At 60.0% G+C, this 22,849-nt stretch carries 18 protein-coding genes and 5 pseudogenes; 13 read left to right on the top strand and 10 right to left on the bottom strand.

The features are described from left to right. Positions 1 to 182: 182 nt before the first annotated feature. Positions 183 to 1,175: pseudogene (locus EL22_RS13625) on the bottom strand (aldehyde dehydrogenase family protein); the annotation flags it as partial. Between the two features lie 400 nt (positions 1,176 to 1,575). Between EL22_RS13625 and EL22_RS13630 the strand changes: the two are divergent. Continuing rightward, the gene (locus EL22_RS13630) at positions 1,576 to 2,037 is read left to right on the top strand and encodes a helix-turn-helix domain-containing protein (RefSeq protein ID WP_050052002.1); all 462 of its coding nucleotides are present in this window, start codon (positions 1,576 to 1,578) and stop codon (positions 2,035 to 2,037) included. Between the two features lie 34 nt (positions 2,038 to 2,071). Here EL22_RS13630 and EL22_RS13635 read toward each other — a convergent pair whose 3' ends face one another. The 3 genes and pseudogenes from EL22_RS13635 to EL22_RS13645 form a co-directional block, all read right to left on the bottom strand. Then, complete coding sequence (locus EL22_RS13635) at positions 2,072 to 2,893, bottom strand: DUF6159 family protein (protein WP_050052003.1); 822 nt, start codon at positions 2,891 to 2,893, stop codon at positions 2,072 to 2,074. Positions 2,894 to 3,167: 274 nt separating this feature from the next. Then, positions 3,168 to 4,193: pseudogene (locus tag EL22_RS13640) on the bottom strand (replication factor C small subunit); the annotation flags it as partial. A gap of 94 nt (positions 4,194 to 4,287) precedes the next feature. Continuing rightward, positions 4,288 to 6,129, bottom strand: a complete 1,842-nt coding sequence (locus EL22_RS13645) for an acyl-CoA carboxylase subunit beta (protein ID WP_050052004.1) — start codon at positions 6,127 to 6,129, stop codon at positions 4,288 to 4,290. Between the two features lie 523 nt (positions 6,130 to 6,652). On the opposite strand from EL22_RS13645, the gene EL22_RS18150 reads away from it, so the two are divergent. The 5 genes from EL22_RS18150 (at position 6,653) to EL22_RS13670 (ending at position 12,520) form a co-directional block, all read left to right on the top strand. Then, on the top strand, positions 6,653 to 9,577 hold the full coding sequence (locus tag EL22_RS18150; RefSeq protein WP_197075918.1) for a FlaD/FlaE family flagellar protein: 2,925 nt from the start codon (positions 6,653 to 6,655) through the stop codon (positions 9,575 to 9,577). Continuing rightward, positions 9,574 to 10,332, top strand: a complete 759-nt coding sequence (locus EL22_RS13655) for an ATPase domain-containing protein (RefSeq protein WP_050052006.1) — start codon at positions 9,574 to 9,576, stop codon at positions 10,330 to 10,332. The genes EL22_RS18150 and EL22_RS13655 overlap by 4 nt, the downstream gene beginning before the upstream one ends. 333 nt (positions 10,333 to 10,665) lie before the next feature. Beyond that, the gene (locus tag EL22_RS13660) at positions 10,666 to 11,187 is read left to right on the top strand and encodes a DUF84 family protein (RefSeq protein WP_050052007.1); all 522 of its coding nucleotides are present in this window, start codon (positions 10,666 to 10,668) and stop codon (positions 11,185 to 11,187) included. A 202-nt stretch (positions 11,188 to 11,389) separates the two neighbouring features. Next, positions 11,390 to 11,623, top strand: a complete 234-nt coding sequence (locus tag EL22_RS13665; RefSeq protein ID WP_082146796.1) for a hypothetical protein — start codon at positions 11,390 to 11,392, stop codon at positions 11,621 to 11,623. Between the two features lie 231 nt (positions 11,624 to 11,854). Beyond that, positions 11,855 to 12,520 carry an HAD family hydrolase gene (locus EL22_RS13670; protein ID WP_050052083.1) on the top strand — a complete coding sequence of 222 codons (666 nt, stop codon included), beginning with the start codon at positions 11,855 to 11,857 and terminating at the stop codon, positions 12,518 to 12,520. 65 nt (positions 12,521 to 12,585) lie between these two features. On the opposite strand, the gene EL22_RS13675 is transcribed toward EL22_RS13670, so the two are convergent. After that, positions 12,586 to 13,203, bottom strand: coding sequence for a MarR family transcriptional regulator (locus EL22_RS13675; RefSeq protein WP_050052009.1), 618 nt, complete (start codon positions 13,201 to 13,203; stop codon positions 12,586 to 12,588). 66 nt (positions 13,204 to 13,269) lie between these two features. Continuing rightward, positions 13,270 to 13,581, bottom strand: a pseudogene (locus EL22_RS13680) (phosphoesterase); the annotation flags it as partial. Positions 13,582 to 13,607: 26 nt separating this feature from the next. Between EL22_RS13680 and EL22_RS13685 the strand changes: the two are divergent. The 3 genes from EL22_RS13685 to EL22_RS13690 all read left to right on the top strand — a co-directional run bounded on the left by EL22_RS13685 (position 13,608) and on the right by EL22_RS13690 (position 15,028). Then, positions 13,608 to 14,387, top strand: a complete 780-nt coding sequence (locus EL22_RS13685; protein ID WP_050052011.1) for a hypothetical protein — start codon at positions 13,608 to 13,610, stop codon at positions 14,385 to 14,387. 11 nt (positions 14,388 to 14,398) lie between these two features. Further along, complete coding sequence (locus EL22_RS19370; RefSeq protein ID WP_071401626.1) at positions 14,399 to 14,620, top strand: hypothetical protein; 222 nt, start codon at positions 14,399 to 14,401, stop codon at positions 14,618 to 14,620. Between the two features lie 81 nt (positions 14,621 to 14,701). Continuing rightward, positions 14,702 to 15,028 carry a hypothetical protein gene (locus tag EL22_RS13690; protein WP_050052012.1) on the top strand — a complete coding sequence of 109 codons (327 nt, stop codon included), beginning with the start codon at positions 14,702 to 14,704 and terminating at the stop codon, positions 15,026 to 15,028. 626 nt (positions 15,029 to 15,654) lie between these two features. Here EL22_RS13690 and EL22_RS13695 read toward each other — a convergent pair. Beyond that, a complete protein-coding gene (locus EL22_RS13695) occupies positions 15,655 to 16,374 on the bottom strand; it encodes a type 1 glutamine amidotransferase (RefSeq protein WP_050052013.1) in 720 nt (239 codons plus the stop codon). Positions 16,375 to 16,719: 345 nt separating this feature from the next. On the opposite strand from EL22_RS13695, the gene EL22_RS13700 reads away from it, so the two are divergent. Next, complete coding sequence (locus tag EL22_RS13700; protein WP_050052014.1) at positions 16,720 to 17,343, top strand: hypothetical protein; 624 nt, start codon at positions 16,720 to 16,722, stop codon at positions 17,341 to 17,343. Between the two features lie 421 nt (positions 17,344 to 17,764). Here EL22_RS13700 and EL22_RS13705 read toward each other — a convergent pair whose 3' ends face one another. Further along, positions 17,765 to 18,526 carry an IclR family transcriptional regulator gene (locus tag EL22_RS13705; protein ID WP_050052015.1) on the bottom strand — a complete coding sequence of 254 codons (762 nt, stop codon included), beginning with the start codon at positions 18,524 to 18,526 and terminating at the stop codon, positions 17,765 to 17,767. Positions 18,527 to 18,821: 295 nt separating this feature from the next. On the opposite strand from EL22_RS13705, the pseudogene EL22_RS19375 reads away from it, so the two are divergent. Next, positions 18,822 to 19,778 (top strand): annotated as a pseudogene (locus EL22_RS19375) (UvrB domain 3-containing protein); the annotation flags it as partial. Between the two features lie 41 nt (positions 19,779 to 19,819). Here the strand turns inward: EL22_RS19375 and EL22_RS16240 are convergent. After that, positions 19,820 to 20,150 (bottom strand): annotated as a pseudogene (locus tag EL22_RS16240) (PEP/pyruvate-binding domain-containing protein); the annotation flags it as partial. A 197-nt stretch (positions 20,151 to 20,347) separates the two neighbouring features. On the opposite strand from EL22_RS16240, the gene EL22_RS13715 reads away from it, so the two are divergent. Then, entirely contained in the window at positions 20,348 to 21,175 is an 828-nt protein-coding gene (locus EL22_RS13715) for a hypothetical protein (protein ID WP_050052017.1), read from the top strand. An 85-nt stretch (positions 21,176 to 21,260) separates the two neighbouring features. On the opposite strand, the gene EL22_RS13720 is transcribed toward EL22_RS13715, so the two are convergent. Further along, the gene (locus EL22_RS13720) at positions 21,261 to 22,166 is read right to left on the bottom strand and encodes a PhzF family phenazine biosynthesis protein (RefSeq protein WP_050052018.1); all 906 of its coding nucleotides are present in this window, start codon (positions 22,164 to 22,166) and stop codon (positions 21,261 to 21,263) included. A 298-nt stretch (positions 22,167 to 22,464) separates the two neighbouring features. Between EL22_RS13720 and EL22_RS13725 the strand changes: the two genes are divergently transcribed. Next, a complete protein-coding gene (locus EL22_RS13725) occupies positions 22,465 to 22,668 on the top strand; it encodes a type II toxin-antitoxin system VapC family toxin (RefSeq protein ID WP_197075919.1) in 204 nt (67 codons plus the stop codon). Positions 22,669 to 22,849 lie beyond the last annotated feature (181 nt).

Below are 22,849 nucleotides of genomic sequence, written 5' to 3' on the forward strand. Positions count from 1 at the left end.
TTATAATTCAAGTAACTGGGTAAAGAATCTAAACGAGACCAGTTGAGAGACGGGAAGGCACTGAAGATAACGCTCAAACTGACGACGGAACTCTCGGTTGGAAGAGGCTTGTGAAGAACTTATCGTAGTGTCTCACCTCATAGAGACGATCAACGTTTAGAACGGGAACTCACGAGGTGTATGTCTGGGTTGTGGGCGCTGCCAACGGGCAGAGACTCAGCGCGCTCAGTCAGTTTCTCGACGTACTCGTCGTAGACGTCCTCATGGACGAGGTGACGATTGATCGAGATACAGACCTGACCCTGATGGACGAAACTACCGAAGACCGCGGCATCGACGGCCTGATCGATGTCCGCTTCGGCGGTGACGATATGGCCATTGTTGCCACCGAGTTCCATCGCCGCTTCAGCGAGGTTCTCACCAGCGGTGGCGGAGACTTGACGTCCGACAGACGTCGAACCCGTGAAGGCGACGACGTCGCTCTCAGGGTGGCCGGCAACGCGGTCACCGATCTCGGAACCGCGCCCCGTGACGACGTTGAGGACGCCCGCGGGGAGGCCAGCCTCCTCGAAGAGCCGAGCGAACAGCAGCCCTCCAACAATAGGAGTGTTTGTCGCAGGCTTGAGCACGACGGTATTTCCGGCGGCGATAGCCGGTGCGACGGCGCGCATCGAGAGGTTCAATGGGAAGTTCCACGGCGAAATAACAGTGACGACCCCTTTGGCCTCGCGCTCGACGATGTTTTCCTTGTCGGGAATGTTTGATGCGACGTGCTCGCCTTTCATCCGTCGGGGCAGTGTTGCGGCCTCCGCGGCCTGGTCGGATGCTAGATGAAGGGAAGTTTCGCCCATGGCGCGGACACCACCGGCTTCGTGAGCCAGCAGGTCGATGATCTCTTCGCTGTATTCCTCCAGCAGCACCAGTACCTCTTGAATGATCTCCTGACGACAAGCTGGGGACGTTTGCTTCCATTTCTCCTGTGCCTTGGCGGCTGCTTCGTACGCTGCGTCAACGTCGATCTCGGTTGCGTCCGGAACTGTTGCAATCGTTTCACACGTTGATGGGTCCGTGACGGTAATGGTCTTGCCGTATTCTGACTCTCGCCACTCCCCATCAATGTAGAGGTTTCTCCATTCAGCGTCAATACCGTACTCTGAGACCTCTTGTCGGGCCATATGTGGGTATAGAGGACCAAGGTAATTAAGGTTTGGAAATAAATGGCATGGAAACACAAAACGTGCTACGGACTGAGAGAATTTGTTACGAAATCCTAGTTCCGTCTATACAAAAATACAGGAGTGTTTATGGAGAAATATATTAAAATGACTAAACGGTGGGAAAATAATTTGGTTAGGGAATTGCTTTCGAGGTCGGGAGAATTGTGGATCTGACAGTACAACTCAGTTATGTTATAGAACGTCGAGATCTGCGAGCGGTGGCTCTCTCGAGACGAATTAGGAGAGTGCGAGCCGATCGACGGCGCTGGCTACGGGCCGGACTGACGGTAACTTCGAACGGCGTCTCCGTTACCAGTGTCGTTTTATTATGAACTGATGATATGGCCAGTAAACACCTATGGGGCGACTCTTTTCACGAGATTCAGAGACGACATTCGAACGAAGCGAGACGCCGCAAGTCGTCTGTCTCGACGACGAGCACGCGGAGGAGGTCCTCGGAGCCCTCCAGTCTGAGACCGCACAGTCTGCGTTTCGAGCCCTGAACCGCGAACCGATGGCCGCGGCGGAACTCGCGGCCGAACTCGAGGTGTCGGTCCAGACGATCGGCTACCATCTCGAGAAGTTGGTCGACGCGAACCTGATCGAACAGCACGAGACGGTCTACTCCGAGAAGGGGCGCGAGATGGCCGTCTACGGTCCGGCGACGGAACCGACCATGCTGTTTTTCGGCACGTCGGACGACCGGCGAGCGCTCGAGTCGGCGTTCAGGGAGTACGCCTCGATGCTCGGACTCGGGGCCGTCGCACTCGCGATTCGGGGGGTGCTATGGCCGTTGAAACCCCTCCTCGATTGGCTGTAGCGGCTGGCGGAAATCCATCGTCGGCGGCGTTCAGTTACGCGGATTCCGCGTCCTCGACGAGCGTGGACTCGTCGAACTCCCCGGGCATCGTTCCCGTGCGAGCGAAGACGTACAGCGCCGTCTTCGCGATTGCACCGAGCGTGTAGCCGGCGAGCATGCCGACCCCGATGAGCAACCCGCCGCCGAGAACGGCGACCAGAAGCGCGGATTCGCCGGGGACGACGAAGTACAGTACGACGCCGAATACCAGCCCCGGAACGAACAACAGGGCTGTGACGAACCCAACGCCGAACTCCGATCCGAGCGTCTCGCCCCACGTGTCGCGGATGATCCGGCCGCTCTCTTGGATCATCGTGGTCGGCCCGGCGTCCTCGAGGACGACGACCGGGATGACGAAGTACGTCAGCGCGAGCCACCCGGTGTTGAGCAGCGCCGCGACGATGACGCCGACGATCTCGCTGGATTCCTCGAGCGCCTGCAACGCGACGCCCACGAACGCGCTCAAAATCGACCAGACCAAAAGCGCCCAGATGTGGCCGGCGGCGGCCCGGAACGCGGCGCTCACCGACGGCGTCCGACCGGCGAACGTTTCCCTGCTCGCCCAGACGAGCGCGGCGATGCTGAAGGAAACGAGGAACATCGACCCGGCGTACGCGCCTATCAGCAGCGCGACCACGAGGGCGAGCGACTCCGAGCCGCCCAGTGCGACGAAGCCGCCGAAGACGGTCGCGACGTACGCGACGGTTGCGAGGCCGCCCACGAGCGGGTAGACGGTCAACCCCGGGTTCGCACGAAGCACCGCGACGCTGCCGCCGGCGAGTTGAAAACCGGTCCCGAGGCGCTCGCGCAGACTCATCCGCCGATCACCACCGTTGTGGACGGCGCTCTCGCCGATCGCTCGACTATCGTCTCCGCTGGCACTCGAGTCGGCCTCGCACTCGAGTGAATCCGTTCAGTCGGTCGCCAGTGTCCGAATCCCGGCTTCCGCCACCGTCTGAGCGTTCGAGCCATACACGCCTATTTGTCGGGGGAAAAGAAAAACTAGCCGAACGGTTCGAAACGCTTCGAACACACGGCGTCGCTCGATCTCGCCGACTCGCGGGTCATTTTCGAGCGCCAGCGCCGCCGATTCAGGCCTCGTTCTCGAGCGCCAGCGCCGCCAGCATCGCCTCGAGCTGCAATCGCTCGTTCGCACCCTCCGTGATGCGATAGTCGACCTCGCCGAGTCGCTCTAGCAGTCGGACGGTGGCGTCCTCCGAGAGGTCGAACTCCCAGGCCGAGCGGTGAAGCTGATCGATGACATCGCCGCCCGCGAGGCCGCGGTCCATCAACAGCGTCTCGAGCGTCGAGCGGGCGGCGGTGAAGTCGCCGTCGATGGCCTGCTCGACCATCTGCTCGACCTCCTCGGGGCGGGCCGTCGCCGTGATCGCGAAGACGCTTTCCTCGTCCACGGTGTCGCCCATCACCGCCGCGGCCTGCAGACCGTTGATCGCCTTTCGCATGTCCCCCGCGGCGGCGTAGACCAGCGCGTCGACCCCATCGTCGGTCACGTCGATGTCCTCGTTTTCGGCGATTTCGCGCACCTGCTCCTCGATCGCAGATTCGGAGAGTTCCGTGAACCGAAACACCGCACAGCGCGACTGAATCGGGTCGATGATCTGACTCGAGTAGTTACACGAGAGGATAAAGCGGGTGTTGTGCGAGAACTGCTCCATCGTCCGGCGAAGTGCGGACTGGGCGTCGGAGGTCAGTGCGTCGGCCTCGTCCAGGAAGATGATCCGGTAGTCGTAGCCGCCGAAACTCGAGCGGGCGAAGTTCTTGATCCGATCGCGGACGACGTCGATCCCGCGCTGGTCGGAGGCGTTCAGCTCGAGGAAGTTCTCTCGCCAGTCTTCTCCGTAGATTTCGCGGGCTACAGCCTGTGACGCGGTGGTATTATGCATGACAGTTGGAACATTACCTGCAACGTAATTTCGGGTTCCTGGAACCGTGAGATCGTAGACGCGACGCTCGTCCTGAACGTGTTCAACAGTCGTGACTCGATCGAAGTAGAGTGTCCCGCGAGAAAGTCGGTCAAGCACAACTAATTGCTCGATACTCTCCATCGAACACATTTCTGAAACGGTTTCGAGAATCCCATCAGAAACGGTCTCGAATGCCGTTTCGTTTCGCTGTCCTGTTGACTGCTCTTTCGTTCCGTTGAATTTCGTCGCCTCGGTTCGCCGGATTGGCGACCATCGCCGCCGTCGCTCACAGAATCGTGCCGTGTTTCTTGCTCGGGAGGGATTTCTCGACATCCGCGTAGAACTCGAAGCGGTTCTCGAGTTCCGTCCGGAGCGTGCTCGGGGGAACGATCTCGTCGATGACGACGTCGCTCGCCATGCGGTGGATGTCGATGTCCTCGCGGTAAGCTTCGCGAAGTTCTCGCTCGAGGGCCTCGCGCTCGTCGGGGTCCTCGACCGCGGCGAGCTTTCGGGCGTACACCGCGTTGATCGCCGCTTCGGGGCCCATGATCGCGATCTCTCCGGAGGGGAGACCGATGACGCTCTCGGGATCGTAGGCCGGCCCGCCCATCGCGTAGATCCCCGCCCCGTAGGCTTTCCTGACGATGACCGTCTGCTGTGGGACCGTCGCCGAGGCGGTCGCGTAGATCAGCTTCTTTCCTTTCTCGAGGACTCCCTCTTTCTCGACCTGCGACCCGGCCATGAATCCCGGCGTATCACAGAGGTACAGCAGGGGGACGTTGAACGCGTCCGCAGTCCAGATGAACCGAGCAGCCTTCTCGGCCGCGTCCGGGAAGATCGCTCCCGCGCGTCGCGCCGGCTGGTTTGCGACGATGCCGACCGGTCTGCCGTCGATCCGGGCGAACGCCGTGACGATCTCGTCGCCGTACTCCGATCCGATCTCGAGCACCGAGTCCGCGTCGACGACGCGCTCGATCACCGCGTTCACGTCGTAACTCGCGTTCGGCCGCTCGGGAACCACCGCGTCGATCCCCGCCGGCGAGGACGCCGGCGACCGACCCTCGACTCGAGGCGGCGTCTCGTCTGCGTTGCTCGGTAGATACGAGAGCAGTTTGGCGACGAGTTCGCGGGCGTGTTCCTCGTCTCGAGCGACGAGATCCGCCGAGCCCGATTCCCGCGCGTGGACGGCCGGGCCGCCGAGTTCCTGTAAGTCGATCTCCTCGCCGGTGACCATCTGTACCATCCGCGGGGAGGCGATGGCCATCGCGGACATTCCCTCGACCATCACGGTAAAATCGGCGAAGACGGGCGTGTAGGCTGCACCGGCGATACAGGGACCATAGAGCACGCAGATCTGCGGGACCCGACCCGAGAGCATCGAGTGGTTGTAGTAGTACTTGCCGATCCCCTCCCGGTTGGCGAAGAAGCCTGTCTGCTGGTCGATTCGACCGCCCGAGGAATCCATCAGGTACAGTACGGGGTTGCCGGTTTTTAGCGCCCGCTGTTGCATCCGGAGGAACTTCTCGACTCCCTTCTCGGCCATGCTGCCTCGTTTGACGGTGTAGTCGTTGGCCATGACGTGGACGTCCCGGCCCTCGAACGTTGCCGCTCCGGTGATGAGCCCGTCGGCCGGCAGCCTGTCGTCGCTTTCTCCCGAATCGTCAGTCTCGACGCCGTCGGGGTGCCACTCGTCGAACGCGGCGAACTTGCCGTCTTCGAACAGGAATTCGTCGTCCGGGCCCGAAAACCAGTACTCGAGGCGGTCCCGGACGAACAACTTTCCTTCCGACGAAAGCTGTTCTCTGTACTTCCGTGGACCGCCCTCGAGGATATCCTCGATTTCCGCCCACAGGCGTTCTTCGCGGTCGGTCGGTTCAGTCGGGTCCGACGCTCGATCCGCCGTCGCACCCGACGCGGCCGGGTTTGCCGCGTGAGTGCTTTGGTCCTCGCTCGCGGCGCTCGAAGACGCTGGCGTCGCATCCGAACTCGAGTCGGCCTCGCGGACGACCGTCGGCTCGGCTTCCTCGCCCACGTAGACCTCGATGTCGACGCCGACGTGTTCGGCCAGCGCCGTCGCAATGGCCGTCGCTTCCGCCTCGCTCGCTCCGTCGGCGATACGAACGTGCATGACAAAGCCTGCGACCGATATCTTGAAACCGTTTTCCCTTTTGCCGGTTTAATAATTAAAGAAATAAATTCGCGGGGACGAATACGAGACGAGCCCAAACTCCCTGTATTCCCGATACGTTTCGGCTCGTCTCTAAGTCCACGACACGGCAGACGAGGACAAACCTTCGCCCACGCTGAGAGTCTGTCGAACCGAAAAATCACGATCTCGAAGCGTCCGTCTCGACGCGGTCTGTCACGGTTGACCTGCGACTTAATTCTCCGAAATACACGTGAACGGAACATTATACTCGGTGTGGTAGTGGCGGCGAAAATGGGGTCTAAACGCTCTATAACGCGGAATTAGAGCATTCAATACGACTGAATGTCGGCGGCCACAATACCTTAATACATACGTTCATAGTTACATACTATATGGGTACTCTCGTCGTTGAGCACAACGGAGATGGCGACCTCCGTCGCAGACGAACCAGTCCGCTGGGGCGACGAGGAGCACAAACACCCGCTTGAGAGATGAATTGGTCATGTTATCTATAATCGGTGATATGTTCGGTGGCGGCAACGACGATAGCTCGGGAGGCGGCGGTGACGGCCTGATGGGCGACGACAGCCTCTCGAGCAGTTCGAGCGGTGGGCTCTCCGGCGGTTCGGACGGTGGACTCTCCGGCGGTTCGGGCGGTGGACTGATGCCCGACTCGAGTTCCGGTGGAGGGATGGACGGCGGCAGCATGGACGGCGGCGACGACCTCCTCGGGGGCGGCGATTCGATGGGTGGCGACGGTATGATGGGCGGCGACGACGTGATGGGTGGTGGTGACATGATGGGCGGCGGCGACGCGATGGGCGGGGAGATGTCCTTCGACGAGATGGACGACGGCGGCGACGACGACGGGGCCTCGAGCGAGATCGAAGCGCGGGTCGAAGAGATGGAAAACGATGTCGGTTCGCTCTCCTCGACGGTCAACACGGTACAAAGCGAGAACGAGAAGATTAGCGAGTCGCTCGAGGATATCGAAGAGAACATCCGGAAACTGCTGGAAGTCTACGAGATGGTAACCCAGGGCGTAAACCCGTTCGTCGAGGGCGATTCGCTGAGCGATTCGTTCGACGACGGCGGAGGCGCACAGGGAACCGGCGATTTCGGCGGGAACAGCCTGTTCGACGGCGACGACGAAGACGAAGCGGACGTCGACGAAGACGTGTCGGAAGCGGATGCGGAGGACTTCCTCGATGAGGACGTGATTGCGGACGATACGGACGACGGATTCGGCGACGAGTTCGACGACGCCGACGACTTCGGCGACGAAACAGATTCGGATGACGAGGTCGGCGGCGGTGACCTTTCGTTCGACGAACTCAAAGACGAATACGAGTCGGGTTCGGCTGAGTGGGACGACGACGGCCAGGCGGAGGATTCGGCCGACGACCTCGCGGGCGCAGCCGATGACTCCGATTTGGACACTGGCGACGCTTCGGAGGCCGACACGGCCAGCGCGGCCGACGTTTTCGGAGCGGACGATACGACGGGACCGTCGTCCGGATCCGATGACTCGACCGCGAGCGGCATTGAGAGCGCCTGGAACGACGGCGGGCGACCGTACCTCGAGTCGCTCCCCTCGGAGTACGACACGGAGTTCCTCGTCATGGAGTGGTTGGACTACCTCGTCGAGGAGGTCGGCCTCGACGGCGCGGCGGAGACGGTTCGGTTCTACGGGTCGATTCGCTGGGTCGACGACCCCGTCGAGGAGTACTTGCAGACGATGCTCAACGGCTTCGGAGGCGGCCCCGACCTCGAGGATCCACAGCCCAACTCCTCGCTCGGCATCGACCACCGGCGAAGCCTGTGGTGGATCAGTCAGGCCGCCTCGCCGAAGAAGAAACGACGCACGTTCGGCGAGTGGGTCCGCGAGGAAGGCATCCCGACGAGTCGACTCGAGACCGAACTCGACGCCGAGGCCATCGAGAAACGAATGGCGGACGCGGAAGCCGACGCCGAGGCCGACTCGCCTGTCGCCGAAGCCGAGTCGACGCCCCCAACCGGCGTGGCAGGCTCGAGCGAGGATGCGGCTTCGAACCAGATGTCGCCGGCGACCGAGGAAGGTGACGCAGACGGTACCGGAACGGAACTGACGTTCGTGAGTTACGTCGGTGTCGGCGGCGAGGACGGGTCGTTCGATCCGTCCTCGAACGGCCTGATCGTCGACGCCGAACCGGACCGACCCTCGGCCGATGACGAGACTAACTCGGCCGATGACGAGACCAACTCGCTCGGTGAGGTGACCAGTTCCGCCGATGGCGCGACTCATCCCGAGGCGGACCGTTCGGACGATGGCTCCGCACTCGAGCGCGATGATGCGGCCGACGACATCGACCCGGTCGCGAGGCAGTCCGAGGGTCTCGAGCGCGAGACGAACTCGGGGATCGACGACTCTCTCGAGTCAACCGAGACAGACGAACGGGCGGTCGCCGCGGCCGCGGTCACTGCCGAGACGACGGCGGCCGACTCCGGCGAATCGGCGACCGTTGAACCAACGGTCGTCGGCGCGGATCCGGCCGTCGAATTCGACGGCGACCTCGTACATGATGATGCCGCCGGCGAGATGCTGGCCGACGACGGTCGGGCGGCGGACACACCGGAAACGGATACGACAGGCGTGGAACCAACCGACTCGGACGCGGTTGGTACAGAACCGGCCGACCCGGAACCGATCGACGCTGCCCGTCAGGACGAATCCGAGTCCGAGGACGAGCAAGCGTCCGAGGATTTCGCCTGGGAAACCCCCGAACCCACACCACAGGACGATTCGGCTGACGACCACGAACCCACACCACAGGGCGATTCGGCCGACGACTCCGAGTCGACCCAGCAGGGCGTCGATTGGGTTTCGGCCGAGACGGACTCGGCGTCGACCGACAGCGAGGACGTAGACGAGTCGATTGGAGGTGGGGACGAGCCAGAGCGTGACGATGCTGGAGAAGCGGACGACGATATCGACGGGTCGGACGACGACAGTGGCGAAGTGGACGACGGCACCGACAAAGCAGACACCGATACCGACGAAGACATAGGCTGGCTCGTCGAGTCGGACGACGACGGGGACGACGATCCGGACGACCTGTGGGGCGGATCGGCCGACGATTCGACCGACGACGGCGCGATATGGGACGATGGAAGCGACGATTCCGGACAGGACGACGGGTTCTGGACGCCATCGAACGAATCGGGAAACGGCCCTGAGACGTCCGAATCGGAGGGCGAGCCGCACGCCGGAAACGCGTCGGACGCGACGCCTCAGGGCGTCGACACCGACGGCGGACGGGCGATGTGGGACGACGCGGCTGACTCCTCGAGTAGCGCTCATGGCTCCCGGGAGACCCACCGCGACGTGATGCTCGAGGAGCGCGACGGCGTCGTCGTCGACGAGGAGACGGAGGGTGAAGACGAATGAGTCAGATGAATAACATATTCTCGATCGGACTCGACGACCGCGACCGACTGAACAAGGAACTCGGTGGCGGCATTCCGACCGGGAGCATCGTGCTCATGGAGGGCGATTACGGTGCCGGCAAGAGCGCGATTTCCCAGCGCTTTGCCTACGGCCTCTGTGAGACCGGCAAGTCGGTCTCCTTTCTCTCGACGGAACTCGAGGTGCAGGGCTTCGTCAAGCAGATGCACTCGCTGAACTACAACGTCGAGGAACACCTCCTGTTCGAGAACATGCTGTTTCTCCACGGCGACTTAGACAGCGGGAGCGTCCTGACAGCGAGCGACGACGAGCAGAATCGACAGGACCTGCTGACGGATCTGATGGACGAAGAGACGATCTGGACGGCCGACATTGTGGTCATCGACACGTTCGACGCGATCTTGCGGAACGATCCGAAGTTCGAGGCACTCGTCAGACAGAACGAGGAACGCCAGGCCGCACTCGAGATCATCTCCTTTCTCCGGGACATCATCTCGCAGGGGAAAGTCGTCGTGTTGACCGTCGACCCCTCGACCGTCGGTGAGGAGGCGATCGGCCCGTTCCGATCGATCGCTGACGTTTTCATCGAACTCGAGATGATCGAGGTGGGCAACGACATCCGTCGACAGCTGTTCATCAAGCGCTTTGCGGGGATGGGCGAACAGGTCGGTGACCGGATCGGGTACTCGGTCCGATCCGGCACGGGAATCGTAATCGAGAACCGGAGCGTCGCCTAACCCTCGCAATGACAGAGCTGGGAACACCGAAACCGTCGGACGAGTTACGAGAACTCGCCGCCCGTCGGCCACACCTCCGAAATCATTTGAAGAAGTTCCGCCAGATAACCGGCGAATTTCCGATTCTCATCGACGAGCCCCCTTTCTCGTTCTGAGACTCGAGAGATAAGAGTTTCGGAATCCGTAGCTCACAACGCTCGAAAACAGGTAATTCGTCGGAAGTGGTATGAATTATCAAAACATTCAAATTAGTATCGATCTCCGTGTCGACGATCCGCTCGGTTCGCCCCGCAGAGAGTAAAGTACACAACGATCACGCACCCCATCTCGAGTATGCACGTCGCCGTCGGGAGTATGAACCCAGTCAAGCAACGCGCCGTCGAACGAACGCTCGCGGAGTTCGACGCGGAGATCGTTCCCGTCGGCGTCGACTCGGGTGTGAGCGAACAACCCTCGTCCGTCGAGGAGACCGTCACCGGTGCGAAAAAACGCGCTCGAGGCGCGCTCGAGGCGACCGACGCGGACTACGGCGTGGGTCTCGAGGGCGGCGTGACGCGATTCGAGTACGCACCCGGCGTGCGACTCGTCATGTGGGCCTGCGTCACCGACGGGGAGCACCTTGAGGTCGCCAGCGGCCCGTCGCTTCGGCTTCCGGACTCTGTCGGCGCTCGTCTCGACGCCGGGGCGGAACTCGGTCCGATCATGGATGACCGACTCGGGACGGAAAACGTCGCCGAAGCCGAGGGCGCCGCCGGCGCGCTCACCGGCGGTCTGACGTCTCGAGCGCGGGCGCTTTCCGAAGCGGTCGCGTGTGCGTTCGGTCCGTTCGTCACGACACGCTACGAAGTCGAGTGAATCGATCGCCGTTAGCCGCGTCTTTCCTCGACGATCGGTCGCGTTTTCTGAGTGTCGTCCGCTCGGATGTATTAACCGGCCGTACCAACGAGGCCTTTCCACCGGAGTATCGATCCATTACCAACCCCGAAAACCGCCCGACTGCGACTCATTAACCGCACGTACCAAACCCCCTAAGGTCGGTGCGGTCGTCCGCACGGGTATGAGCACTGCAATGGCCGCCGACCTCACGAGCAAACAGCGCCAAATCCTGCAGTACCTCCGCGAGAACGCCGCAACGAAGACGTACTTTAAGTCGCGACTGATCGGCAAGGAACTCGGGATGACTGCCAAGGAGGTCGGCTCGAACATCACCGCGCTCCAGAACAGCGAGTACGACATCGACATCGAGAAGTGGGGCTACTCCTCGAGTACGACCTGGAAAGTGGACGTTTGAACGGTCGATATCCCCGCGTTCGCGACTCGAGTTCTTCGCGCCGATCGGCGGGTATCACCACCGCAGCCGCTTCGATCGAATGCTGTCACGCCGCTCGAGCGCTCTGTCGCCTCCCGGTCGCGTCCGGTCACCGAACGTGAGTATTACATCTCGAAACCGCTGCTTACGGCGCGAAACTTTGGTTTTCCGACTCCGAATGGCACTTCACTCGCCGGCCCGATAGTGGAGACGATGCAGGCGATCCTCTTCGACATGGACGGCGTCATCCTCGAGGGGCCACGAACCGACCCGCAGGTCTACGCGAACGCGACCGACCACGCCCTCTCCGAACTCGGGATCGAGCCGACGGACCGCGAGCGCGAGGCGTTTCGAGAATTTGATCCCAACGGCATCAGCGAGCGTGCGGCCGCACACGGGTTCGACGCCGACGAATTCTGGAAACTACGAGACGACCGCGCGTCCGAGCTCACCCACGAGCGGGTTCGGTCCGGCGACCGCGCGGTCTACGACGACGCCGAGACGCTGTCCGAGCTCGCCGACCGGACGACGACCGCTCTGGTGACGAACAACCGCCACAGGACGGCGGAGTTCGTCGACGACTACTTCGAGTTCGGGTTCGAGACCGTCCGCGGGCGCGACCCGTCGATGGCCGGCTACCGGCGACGGAAACCGAACCCCGCCTACCTCGAGGAAACGCTCGACCGACTCGGCGTCGACGGCGGCCTCTACGTCGGCGACTCCGGCGTCGACATCGTCGCCGGGCAGAACGCGTCGCTCGAGACCGCGTTCGTTCGACGCCCGCACAATCGCTTGGTCGACCTCCCCGCCGAACCAGAGTACGAACTCGAATCGCTCACCGAACTGCTTGAGGTACTCGAGACCGGCGACTCACGCTGATTTCACTGGTCAGTTTCGGTCCGTCGCGGGGCTACCCGCCAGTGTGTACAAACTCGGTCGGACGATTAGCCGTCGTAGGTGAGCAGTTCGTCAGACTCGCGCGCGAGCGCCGTCGCCCGGTCGCCAAAGGAATCGGCGTGTCGGATCAACAGTAACAGGACCGTCGTGGGCCGTTCGACGCTGTAGCCGTCCTCGCGCGATAAGAGCCCCGCCGACTCGAGTTTGCCGGCGTACTTGCTCACGGTGGGCGCAGAGACCTCGAGGGAGTCGGCGAGATCGCCCGCGCTCGCGTCCGGGTCGCGAAGCAGTTCGATCAACATTCCACGAGGGGTCGTCCGGCGCAAGTAGCCGAGGGCGTTCTTCTCGAACTCGTCGAACCGACCCGCGAGCACGAACCGCTTGTAGTCGCCGTCGCTGTAGCGTTCGACGGCGTCGCGTTCCTCGAGCCGTCTGAGGTGGTGTTGGGTCTCGCCGGTCCCGAGCTGGAGGTCGTCACGGATCTTCGAAAAGTGCGCCCCGGGGGTCGTCGAGAGGTAGCCGGCGATCGCGTCGCGGGTTTTGCTTTCGCCGGTGTCGGCGTTCGCGGAGTCCGAGAATCCGGCCAATGGCGAGGCGGCGCCGACGGCAGCGAATCGACGCAGGGTCGATCGCTTCTCCTCGTCGACACCCTCGGGTGCTGTCATAACAATCTACAGTTCGAGACGGGCCGAACGGTAAAACGCGTTTCGCTCCGCGTCGTTCACTGCGGGCTAGGAGTCGGTCTCCGTCTTGGTCTCGGACTCGGTCTCCGTCTGAGTCTGTCCCTCCCCGCCCTCGAAGGACTGATCCATCTCCTCGATAACGTCGTCCGGATCGCTGATCGTTCCGGCGTCTTTCCCTTCCTTGATCGCCTGTGCCTGTTTTTCCATCTCCTCTAGGTCCATCTCGGCTTCTTCGTCGATCTCGCCGATGATCTCGGCGATGTCGTCGAGGCCGATCAGTTCACGGGTCTCTTCGTCGAACTCGAGGCTGTCGAGTTCGGTGCCGTCGGACTCGACGTCGCTGCCGGTGAGATGTTTGCCGTCATTCGCCGACACCTTAGCGGAATATGTCTGAATCAATTGACGAGACCTCTGACGAGAGCGAGCCGAATAATGCAAATCTTGGCGAAAATACCGAGGACAAAGACATGCCTGAAACAGAGCCGGAACACCCCGAAGAGGTTACTGGGGGAGACCCGGCCGAATCGGCCGAGCCCAATGCCGTAGAGAATGGGCCGTTAACGAATCTGAACGACGAAGAGACGGATCGCTTGATGGATCAATACATCCACTATGGGGAGGTAGCAATCGAGACTGCGAATCAGCGGGTTCAGATGAACCGATTTTTCGGCTTGATTTTGACGTCGATACTAGCCGGACTCTTCGCTCTCGCCCGAGGAAATTTGACGACTACGAGTGCTGCAATCGTTCTATTCGCCTCTGGATTTGGAAGTCTGATCTGTTACTTTTGGTATCAAAGTTTACAGTCGTATCGCCGGCTGAACAAGGCCCGATATGCTATTCTCAACCAAATCGAGTCTGCCCTTCCTGTCCGAATGTATCTTGATGAATGGCGATACCTCAAGCGGGAAAAGCCCGATCCGGAAATCGTTGAGCCCCGACCTGATGACGACCCAGATCACCGCTCGCATACAATTGTGGAACAGTGGTTTGTCCGTCTCCTTGCCGCTGGATATCTTACTGTCGGAGGATACGCTGGCGGGTTCATTCTAACTCCTTTGCTCACGGGTGCAGGCTATTCTCTGCCGTCTCCGACGGCAGTCGGGCTAATAACCGGTGCGACCGTTATGGCTGGTTCGATAGGGCTATTCTGGATTCGGAGCTGATGACACCTACTATGAAACGATTCGATATTGGAGACACGGTCCGAATCGATATCCCGGACGTGACAGATCCAGATCACGAGCGTCTCCATGGACGTCGAGGAACAATCGTTGAGATCCTCTCAGACGATGCAGGAACTGTGACTGGTGATCAACGAGAAGGCTATCTTTTCCGGGTTGAAATCGCCAATGGTGACACCGTTGACGTCCGCTGGCGGGATCTTCGGCCAGTTTGATTGGCTATTGTCTGGTGCCACCTCTGTAGTCTAAGTTCACTAAACACTAAGTTAGCGTACTGAATACATCTCGGCATTACGATGCTCTCGCTTCCTCCGCTTGTCGATAACGCCAATAGAACACTAGAAGACGCTTACAAGCGGATTATTCCCCAGATCGAGGAAGGCCGTATCGCAACTGGCTACTTTTATCTCTCAGGATTCGACCTCTACCGGGAAGACCTTGAAAATCTGGCTGACCCCGATGAGCTCGGCCACGCTCCGCTTCGGATTTTGATGGGTCGTCAGACGAATAGGGGAACTGCTGACGAAATCGGTGAGGGGCAGAATCTCAAAGAGGAGCTCAAAAGAGAGGTGAGAGAAAGCATCTCGGAGGAGCATCGGCGATTTCCCGCTTCACACTCCTAGTTCTGACGGTCGAAGACGACGCTGTCCAGCGATTCACCAGAGCCAAAATGAGAGTTACTCGAGCAGCCCGATCAAACGCTGTGGAACTCTCGCTTGTTGCAGGTTGGATTACCACCCGCCTTTGTCAGTTGTTACAGCGATGAACATGCTGATCTCCAAATCACTCTGTTTACTATTGACTCGAATCTCTCTTGAATCACCTAGTGGTATCGATTCGTTTGGGAGGAGAACTCACATCACTTTGGATCGTCAGGCTTGCTGAGTCGAGCACGATTAATCTGCACGAGCTTCTTCCGCCCACTATGCTCAATCTCGACGAAGCCAATTGCCTCGAGGTCATCAACAGCCGCCGAAATGCTTCGATGCGGATGATCCGTCGCTCGGCTCAAATCCCGAATTCCGAACGCTGTATAGGGATTATCGACAAGCAATGTGAGAATCTCCCCAGTGGTCCATCTTTACCGAAGTCGCATGGAGAACGATAGGGATAGTAGAGAAGTAAAACTTTCTACGATCGAATATCCTATCCGGGAACGAATAGCGGTGGAAGGACTGTAACACTGCGGAGGATCAAAAGTGAAATTCGAGGAAGAAGACGAGAGAGAGACGGTTTCGACGATGATTATTTAAGCGGATGCATCTCGAGACGCCCTCCCGCCAGCGTCCTCGAGTCGCACCTCTCGAACGTACTCGAGGAAGTTCTCGAAGACCAATTTCGCCTGACAGGCCTGCTGGTAGTTCTCGTCCGTGATTTCCTCGAGGACGGACTCGCGGCGGTCGTCGGAGAGGTCCTTTCGCTCTACGAGTTCGCGGGCGGTTTGCTGGTCGTACTCGGGGTGGAACTGGACGCCGAAGACCCGGTCCTTGCGAAAGCCGTGGTTCGAGTAGTCGTTCTCGGCCAGCGAGTCGGCACCCGGCGGCAGTTCGGCGACTTCGTCGGAGTGGCTCGTGAAGGCGGTGAACTCGGCGTCGATACCCTCGAAGAGCCGCGAGGAGCCGGTGTGTTCGATCTCGCTATAGCCGATCTCGTAGGCGCCCATATCCGCGATGGTGCCCCCGAGCACGTCCGCGAGGAGCTGGTGGCCCCAACAGATCCCGAGGAAGGGGACGCCGGCGTCGATCGCGTCGCCGACCCACTCTTTGACGGGACCGATCCACTCCTCATCCCAGTAGACCGAGGTCCGAGAGCCGGTGACGACCGCGCCGTCGAACGCGACGGTGTCGGGGATCTCGCCATTGCAGACGTCGAACTCGACAAGTGAGGCCTCGAGTTCGCGTCGGAAGTTTCGCGTCGTGTTCGCGTCCTCCTGTGCGGCGTTGAGGACGGCGATTCGGAGCTGACTCATTACCGGGTATAGACGGTTCGTCGCAAAAGTGCCTTGCGCCCGCTAGGGGTTGTCGAGACCGAATCGCGGGAGGCGAGCCTCGAGCATCGTCGAGAATAGCCTCGAGGGCCTCGGTGAGAAAGGAAACTGCAAGATGTGGGTTCGGAGAAGACGTGATGAAACCCGTGTCTCACGAAGTGAACTCCGATACAGGTTGCCTCGACCGACGAACGGTGAAAATTCGACTACTTCAGCGCGCCTCTCGCGATGAGTGGTATCTCGACACAGGCGGGGCGTTGAAATACTTAAATTCGGTTTTGAGCCTACGTTCGACCTAATACACGGGAATGTCTACTCAGAGGTACAATGGTAATCGTCTCCGCGTTCAAAGATGGATACGTCGCCCTCCGAGCGAATCCGGTCCTTCTTGTCGCTGGTCTCCTCATCGGAGCGGGAGGACAGCTACAGTACGTCAATAGTCTGATCGACTCACCCCTGCTTTCGGCAGGCGCGTCACTCGCCTATCTGATCGTCGTTCCGTTCGCTCTCGGCGGCTTCATCGCCAGTGCTCAGGCTGCAATCGAAGGGAAGGAGACATCACTAGGCCAGTTTGTCGCTGGGGGACGATCCTACTACGTACGTCTGTTACTTGGGACAGTTCTGTTCGTACTGGTCGTGGGAGTCACCGCGATCGGATTCGGGTTCGTCAGTTTTATCCTCGGTATCGGCTCTCTGGTACTCGTTGTGATCCACGAGATGGCCGCTGTCATCGCGGGCGTCGGTTCCATACTCGTCTGGTTGTTGCTCGTCCTCGTCGTGATAGTGTTCGTGCAGTTCTACGATGCTGCAATCGTCGTCGAAAACGAGAACGTTATCGATTCGTTTCGGAGAAGTATTCACCTCGTTCGCTCGAATCTGAAAAGCGTTCTTGGATTCTCGCTAGTGTGGCTCGTCCTGCTCGAGACGCGAGTGACTGGCGCGGGAAACTGAATCAGTATCTGAAATAGCGAAAACAACCATATTGTTGTTATAGGAGAGTTCTAAATAGGTCAAATATAATTGATTTATTATGGCTATTTCGATCTCGACAAACAAAATAGCACAAGATCACGGGAGGAGGTGTATATGGCTAGTTTTAGCCTTGACTAGTGTCTGTTCGAGTCGTCGTGACGGATCGAACTGCTCGTAATTGGACATCAGGGACGAACGTGAATACAGTACCCGAAACGCCCCTATACGTGTGCTTTCTAACGTTCAGTCGCTCGGGACGAATAACGAGAGCAACGTTGACTAGCCCGACCGCATATTAGTCATAACTCGTATGTGAGTCGTATAGTAACAGATAATATATCTATCCAACGATCGTTGATACCGATCGACGGAAATCAGCCTACCGTAGCCGTTCGATCGGTCACTGGCCGTACCGATACTTGATTCGGATCGTATCGGCCGACTCCTCCGCCTCGCGCAGGAGCGTCCGCTGGTAGGACTCGTTCTTGAGCCGGCCGGTCGGCACGGCGATACCGAGACAGGCCTTGAGAGTTCCCTCGACGACGATCGGAACCGCGAGCAAGCCCATTCCGTCGACCTGCTGGTCCCAATCGACCGCGTACCCCTGCTCTCGAATGTCCGCGAGTTCCGCGAGCAGCGTCTCCCTGTCCGTGATCGTCTGTTCGGTGACCTGCGGGAGGCCGCGCGTCTCGAGAACCTCCTCGAGACGCTCCTCGGACATGTGAGCGAGAATCGTCTTCCCGGGTGCGTGCGCGTGCGACGGGAACGTCATCCCCGGATAGATACCTAACTCGAGGGACTGATCTTCGAACTCCTCGTGGAGGATCACGGACCGACCGGCCTCTTCGATCACGAGCGTCACGAGCTCGCCGGTCGCCTCGGTCAGGCGCTTGAGTTCGAGTTTCGAGACCTGATAGATCCGGCTTCGGTACTTGATCCGCGACCCCGTCGAGAGGAACTTGTAACTGAGCGAGTACTCGCCGCCCCGATTGACGACGTAGCCGGTCGACTCGAGGGTCCGCAGGTAGACGTGCGCGGTGCTTTTCGGGATCTCCATTCGCGAGGCGATTTCCGACGGGCCCGCGCCGTTGGTTTCCCAGAGCAACCGGATGACGTCGAAGGCCCGCTGGACCGACGTGAGCGAGGGTGTTGCACTTGGCATGAAACCACCAAGCACGTTGTTCCTGTTAAGCCGTTCGGTTATATTAGACGAATCGTCGGTTCGGGGCGAAACGACTCGTCTCGACGAGTCCGACGGAGAATTGTAGGACGAATAACTAGAGAACGTCCAATCAAGATAGACGGATCTCCGCAATCAACACAGAGTATAAACGCTCGACAAGCTCTTCGACCGAATTTTCGCGGACAAGACGGACGATGAGAAGGCAGAGATTCAGAAGCGGTATGCCCGGTCACAGGACCTCGCGGAAGCGCAGACCCGAATCGATCGCGTTGCGTTGGATATCATTGAACACTTCGAGAACGATGTTCCGTCGCCGTTCAAGGGACTAGTCGTCACCACCAGCAAGGAATCGTCAATCCGATACAAGGAAACTCTCGACAACTTCAATGGGCCGGAATCGAGGGTTATTGTCTCGGAGGGACACAACGACCCCGAACACATCAAGGAGTGGACACCCAGCGACTCCGAGAAGAGCCGATACAAGGAGTCCTTCGTCGACCCGAACGGTGAAGTCGAACTGCTCATCGTCTGCGACATGCTTTTGACTGGATTCGACGCGCCAGTCGCACAAGTAATGTATCTCGATAAGCCTCTCCGTGAGCACAGCCTGCTACAGGCAATCGCTCGCGTCAACCGTCCGTTCGAGGAGAAAACCCATGGGCTCGTCGTCGACTACTACGGCGTCTCCGACGAACTGAAGGAAGCACTCACAATGTTCAGTTCGAAGGATGTCGAGCGGGCGATGGTTCCGGTCGAGGACAAGCAGCCAGAGCTAGAGGCAGCCCATAACAAGGCGATCTCGTTCTTCGACGATCTCGATAATGTAGAGCAGTGCGTCCAATCGCTCGAACCAGATGATCGTCGGATCGAGTTCAAGAATGCGTTTAAGCGATTCTCTCAGCTGATGGACGTTGTCCTACCGGACCCAATGGCGAACCCGTACCGAGAGGATCTCAGGCGGCTCAGTACGGTTTATGGGAAGTCCAAAGAACGCTACCGCGATGAGACGATGAACCTCGAAGGAGCTGGGGCAAAAGTCCGCGACCTCATTCAAGATCACATCACGTCACGCGGGATCGAGGTTCTGAACGATGAGCCAGTATCGATCATGGAAGAGGTCGAGTTTGATGCGAAACTGGAAGACTTAGAAAACGACGAAGCTCGTGCAAGTGAGATGCAAAATGCGGTCAAGCACGAGATCAACATCCGATTCGACGAAGACCCAGTGCAGTATGGTTCTCTCAGGGATCGACTCGAAGAACTCATCGAGAAGTACCAAGGCCTCGCCGTCGCCGACCTCGCGGTAGGCCTCGAGGATCTCCTCGCGGAGGGCCTCGGGGAACGGCGTCTCGAGGATGAGTTCCTGAGCGCGGTCGGCCGCGGTCGCGAGCGCGCTCGAGTCGTCGGTGTCGACGTCGACGACGTCGAAGAGTTCGTCGTCGATGTCGGCGTTTTCGATAAACGATCGGTAGGTACCTGCCGTGACGACGAATCCCGGTGGGACCGGCAAGCCCGCCCCCGTGAGTTCACCGAGAGAAGCACCTTTGCCGCCGACCGTCTCGAGGTCGTCGGCGCTGATCTCGTCCAGCCAGAGTACAGCCATCTCTATATGCGTGGACAGCAGGTCCGATAAAGAAGGTTGCGAACATACTTCACAGAGACTACTCGGGCCCGAATGAGTATCTCCGCGGCCTGCTGGTTTCTCCGCTTCGACAGTGGTCGGTCGGCCCCGGACGGGACTGGTTCGATCGTTGAACAGTATCCCACAGCGATTATGCAACTCGAGTTACTGGTCAGACCATGGAACTCTCCAACGCTGCGAAGTGGACGCTATTCAATCGGGCGCTCACGGCGGGCGCGATGCTTCTCGGAACTGGATTGGCCCTCCTCGGCTTCGTCCTCGGCTTCTGGGGATCGATCGAAACGCTGGTCGTCGACCGCAACGTACAGCTCGCAGTCGAGAACGCGAACCCGATCGTCACCCTCGCGCTCGCGGGGCTTGGATTTCTCGTCTGGCAGATGGGAAAAACGTACGCGCTGTTCTGGTCGCTCCCTCGAGCGTCCGGCCGAGCCGCCGCAAAGCGCTTCGACCATGGCCGACTCAAGAGCGAGGTCGTCGAGGCGCTCGACGAGCGACTGGCTGAGATGGAAGAAGACGTCGCAGAAACCCGCCGGAGCGTCCAGGAACTGAAACGGTCCGAACACGCGGCCGCCTTCGACGAGGAGGACGCCCTCGAGTCGACGCCCGTCCAGCAGTCAGAGTCGACTTCCGATTCAGCGATGACCGCCCAGCAATCGGCGGTGACAACCCCTTCGGAGACGACCGGCGGGCAATCGGCGACGGATCGGTCGGAAGCGACCGGTCGGCCACAGTCCCACTCGGCCGAGCGCTCTGCATCCGAATCCGGTAAATCGGCCGAATCCGGGTTCGAGTTTTCGTCTCCTGACGGTTCGAACTCCGAACGGACCGGCGAGCAGGCTCCGGACGACTCACACTCACAGGACCCACAGCCGACGGCCAAGAGCGAGGGCGAAGCGCCGTCGTCTCCCGCCGAGACGGATCGACGGGATGTGACCAACGCGGACGACCAGAACGCGCCATCGGAGTCGGACGAGCCCCGAAACTGATCGCAGTTCAATCAGCGACGACGCCACCGCCCGCCGTCGTTTCCGCCCTTCGAAACGCACAGATCGTTTCTCGTCGCCGCGATACTTAGGCCTCGAGGATGTCGTCTTCCTCGATGTCGGGAACGGTGATCGTTCCGTCCAGCGCGGTAACGCCCCGGCCACCGACACGCACGCCGTCCTCGAGGCGGACTCGGACTAGCCCCGGCCGGTCGACGTAGTGGCCCTGCTCGAGGCGTAGTTCCTCGGGGAGGTCGTCGTCGAACGCGCCGAACCGATCGAGATAGGCCGCGGCGGCGCCGCTCGCAGTGCCCGTAACGGGATCCTCGGAGACGCCCGCGCTGGGTGCGAACATCCGTCCGTGCAGCGTCGAGTCGCGGCCGAGCGCGTCGAAGGTAAAGCAGTAGACGCCCGTTGCGTCGACCGAATCGGCGAGTTTCTCGACAGCGTTCATGTCCGGGTCGGCGTCGCCGAGGTCAGAGAGGTAGGTGATCGGCACGATCAAGAACGGCAGGCCGGTCGAGGAAACCGCGAGCGGAATGTCGTCGCTGGCCCCCTCGAGCGCGGCCTGGCTTACCCCCAGCGCGTCGGCGACGCGATCGTAACCGACGTCGGCCTCGCGAACTCGGGGCTCGCCCTGGGTCATCCAGACTGTACCGTCGTTCTCGACCTCGATCTCGAGGACGCCGACGTTCGTCTCGAGGGCGGTCGTTCCGGGCTCAAGCCCGTCGTCGTGGAGGTGTGCGAAGGAGCCGATCGTCGCGTGGCCACAGAGGTCGACCTCCTGCGTTGGGGTGAAATAGCGCACGCGGCGGTCGGCGTCCGGATCGTCGCTCGAACGCAGGAAGGCCGTCTCGCTGACGGCCATCTCGGCGGCGATCGACTGCATCTGCGCGGCCGAGAGGCCGTCTGCGTCCGGCACGACGCCGGCGGGATTGCCGGAAAGCGGTTCGTCGGTGAAGGCGTCGACCTGGACGATCCGAATCGTCTCCATACGAAGTCGGTAGGGCAGGCGGCGTATCAATCCACCGCCGTCGCCACGATACCGGCACTCGATCACGCCGGTCGCCGCTACCGACTCACCTACGGGCCGTCGATACCACTGCGAGTACGGTTCCTCGTCGAGGTGTCATCGATAGCGAACCAATCATGTTTCGTTGGGTACATTTACTACGAGCGGTTTGAGTTGTAACTAACATAGGATGGACTGAAACAATACACAATCGGTCACGAATTTGTGACCGTCCTGGCGTACTAATTTCCTTTCGGGTTGTCTGTACCCAATACCGTTATTGATTGATAAGGAACACGCCTTTGTCGCTGGGGAATTAGAAGCTGAACTTCACCAGAACGAACATATAAACAAGGACAAAATAAATTCCCTCGCCGGAGACGTATTGATTGCCGCCGTTGCGAAAGAGACGGGCGCAACGGTTGTCACACAGAACACGGACGACTTCCAGCTATTCGACGGCGTGACCGTAGAGTCGTACTAATATCTACCTACATCTCTAAATAAAGAGAGAGTGCTACTGACTACTGGTAAAACAATCTTAGAGTGATATATCCGAGAAACCACCTCGATCGTCTGGAGCAGCCACCTTCGTTTCCACGCCATCGAGCAGATCCCTCTAGATTCGCCGTGTACTCTCGGTGGCTCTGTTGAAATCAGACGCG

It is taken from the genome of Halostagnicola sp. A56 (assembly GCF_000691505.1).
In the GTDB taxonomy this organism is placed as follows: Archaea; Halobacteriota; Halobacteria; order Halobacteriales; family Natrialbaceae; genus Halostagnicola.

Excerpts from the sequence above, each read along its gene's own strand:
- EL22_RS13630 (WP_050052002.1), top strand. The coding sequence starts at position 1,576 with ATGGGGCGACTCTTTTCACGAGATTCAGAGACGACATTCGAACGAAGC.
- EL22_RS13635 (WP_050052003.1), bottom strand. The coding sequence starts at position 2,893 with ATGAGTCTGCGCGAGCGCCTCGGGACCGGTTTTCAACTCGCCGGCGGC.
- EL22_RS13645 (WP_050052004.1), bottom strand. The coding sequence starts at position 6,129 with ATGCACGTTCGTATCGCCGACGGAGCGAGCGAGGCGGAAGCGACGGCC.
- EL22_RS18150 (WP_197075918.1), top strand. The coding sequence starts at position 6,653 with ATGTTATCTATAATCGGTGATATGTTCGGTGGCGGCAACGACGATAGC.
- EL22_RS13655 (WP_050052006.1), top strand. The coding sequence starts at position 9,574 with ATGAGTCAGATGAATAACATATTCTCGATCGGACTCGACGACCGCGAC.
- EL22_RS13660 (WP_050052007.1), top strand. The coding sequence starts at position 10,666 with ATGCACGTCGCCGTCGGGAGTATGAACCCAGTCAAGCAACGCGCCGTC.
- EL22_RS13665 (WP_082146796.1), top strand. The coding sequence starts at position 11,390 with ATGAGCACTGCAATGGCCGCCGACCTCACGAGCAAACAGCGCCAAATC.
- EL22_RS13670 (WP_050052083.1), top strand. The coding sequence starts at position 11,855 with ATGCAGGCGATCCTCTTCGACATGGACGGCGTCATCCTCGAGGGGCCA.
- EL22_RS13675 (WP_050052009.1), bottom strand. The coding sequence starts at position 13,203 with ATGACAGCACCCGAGGGTGTCGACGAGGAGAAGCGATCGACCCTGCGT.
- EL22_RS13685 (WP_050052011.1), top strand. The coding sequence starts at position 13,608 with ATGTCTGAATCAATTGACGAGACCTCTGACGAGAGCGAGCCGAATAAT.
- EL22_RS19370 (WP_071401626.1), top strand. The coding sequence starts at position 14,399 with ATGAAACGATTCGATATTGGAGACACGGTCCGAATCGATATCCCGGAC.
- EL22_RS13690 (WP_050052012.1), top strand. The coding sequence starts at position 14,702 with ATGCTCTCGCTTCCTCCGCTTGTCGATAACGCCAATAGAACACTAGAA.
- EL22_RS13695 (WP_050052013.1), bottom strand. The coding sequence starts at position 16,374 with ATGAGTCAGCTCCGAATCGCCGTCCTCAACGCCGCACAGGAGGACGCG.
- EL22_RS13700 (WP_050052014.1), top strand. The coding sequence starts at position 16,720 with ATGGTAATCGTCTCCGCGTTCAAAGATGGATACGTCGCCCTCCGAGCG.
- EL22_RS13705 (WP_050052015.1), bottom strand. The coding sequence starts at position 18,526 with ATGCCAAGTGCAACACCCTCGCTCACGTCGGTCCAGCGGGCCTTCGAC.
- EL22_RS13715 (WP_050052017.1), top strand. The coding sequence starts at position 20,348 with ATGGAACTCTCCAACGCTGCGAAGTGGACGCTATTCAATCGGGCGCTC.
- EL22_RS13720 (WP_050052018.1), bottom strand. The coding sequence starts at position 22,166 with ATGGAGACGATTCGGATCGTCCAGGTCGACGCCTTCACCGACGAACCG.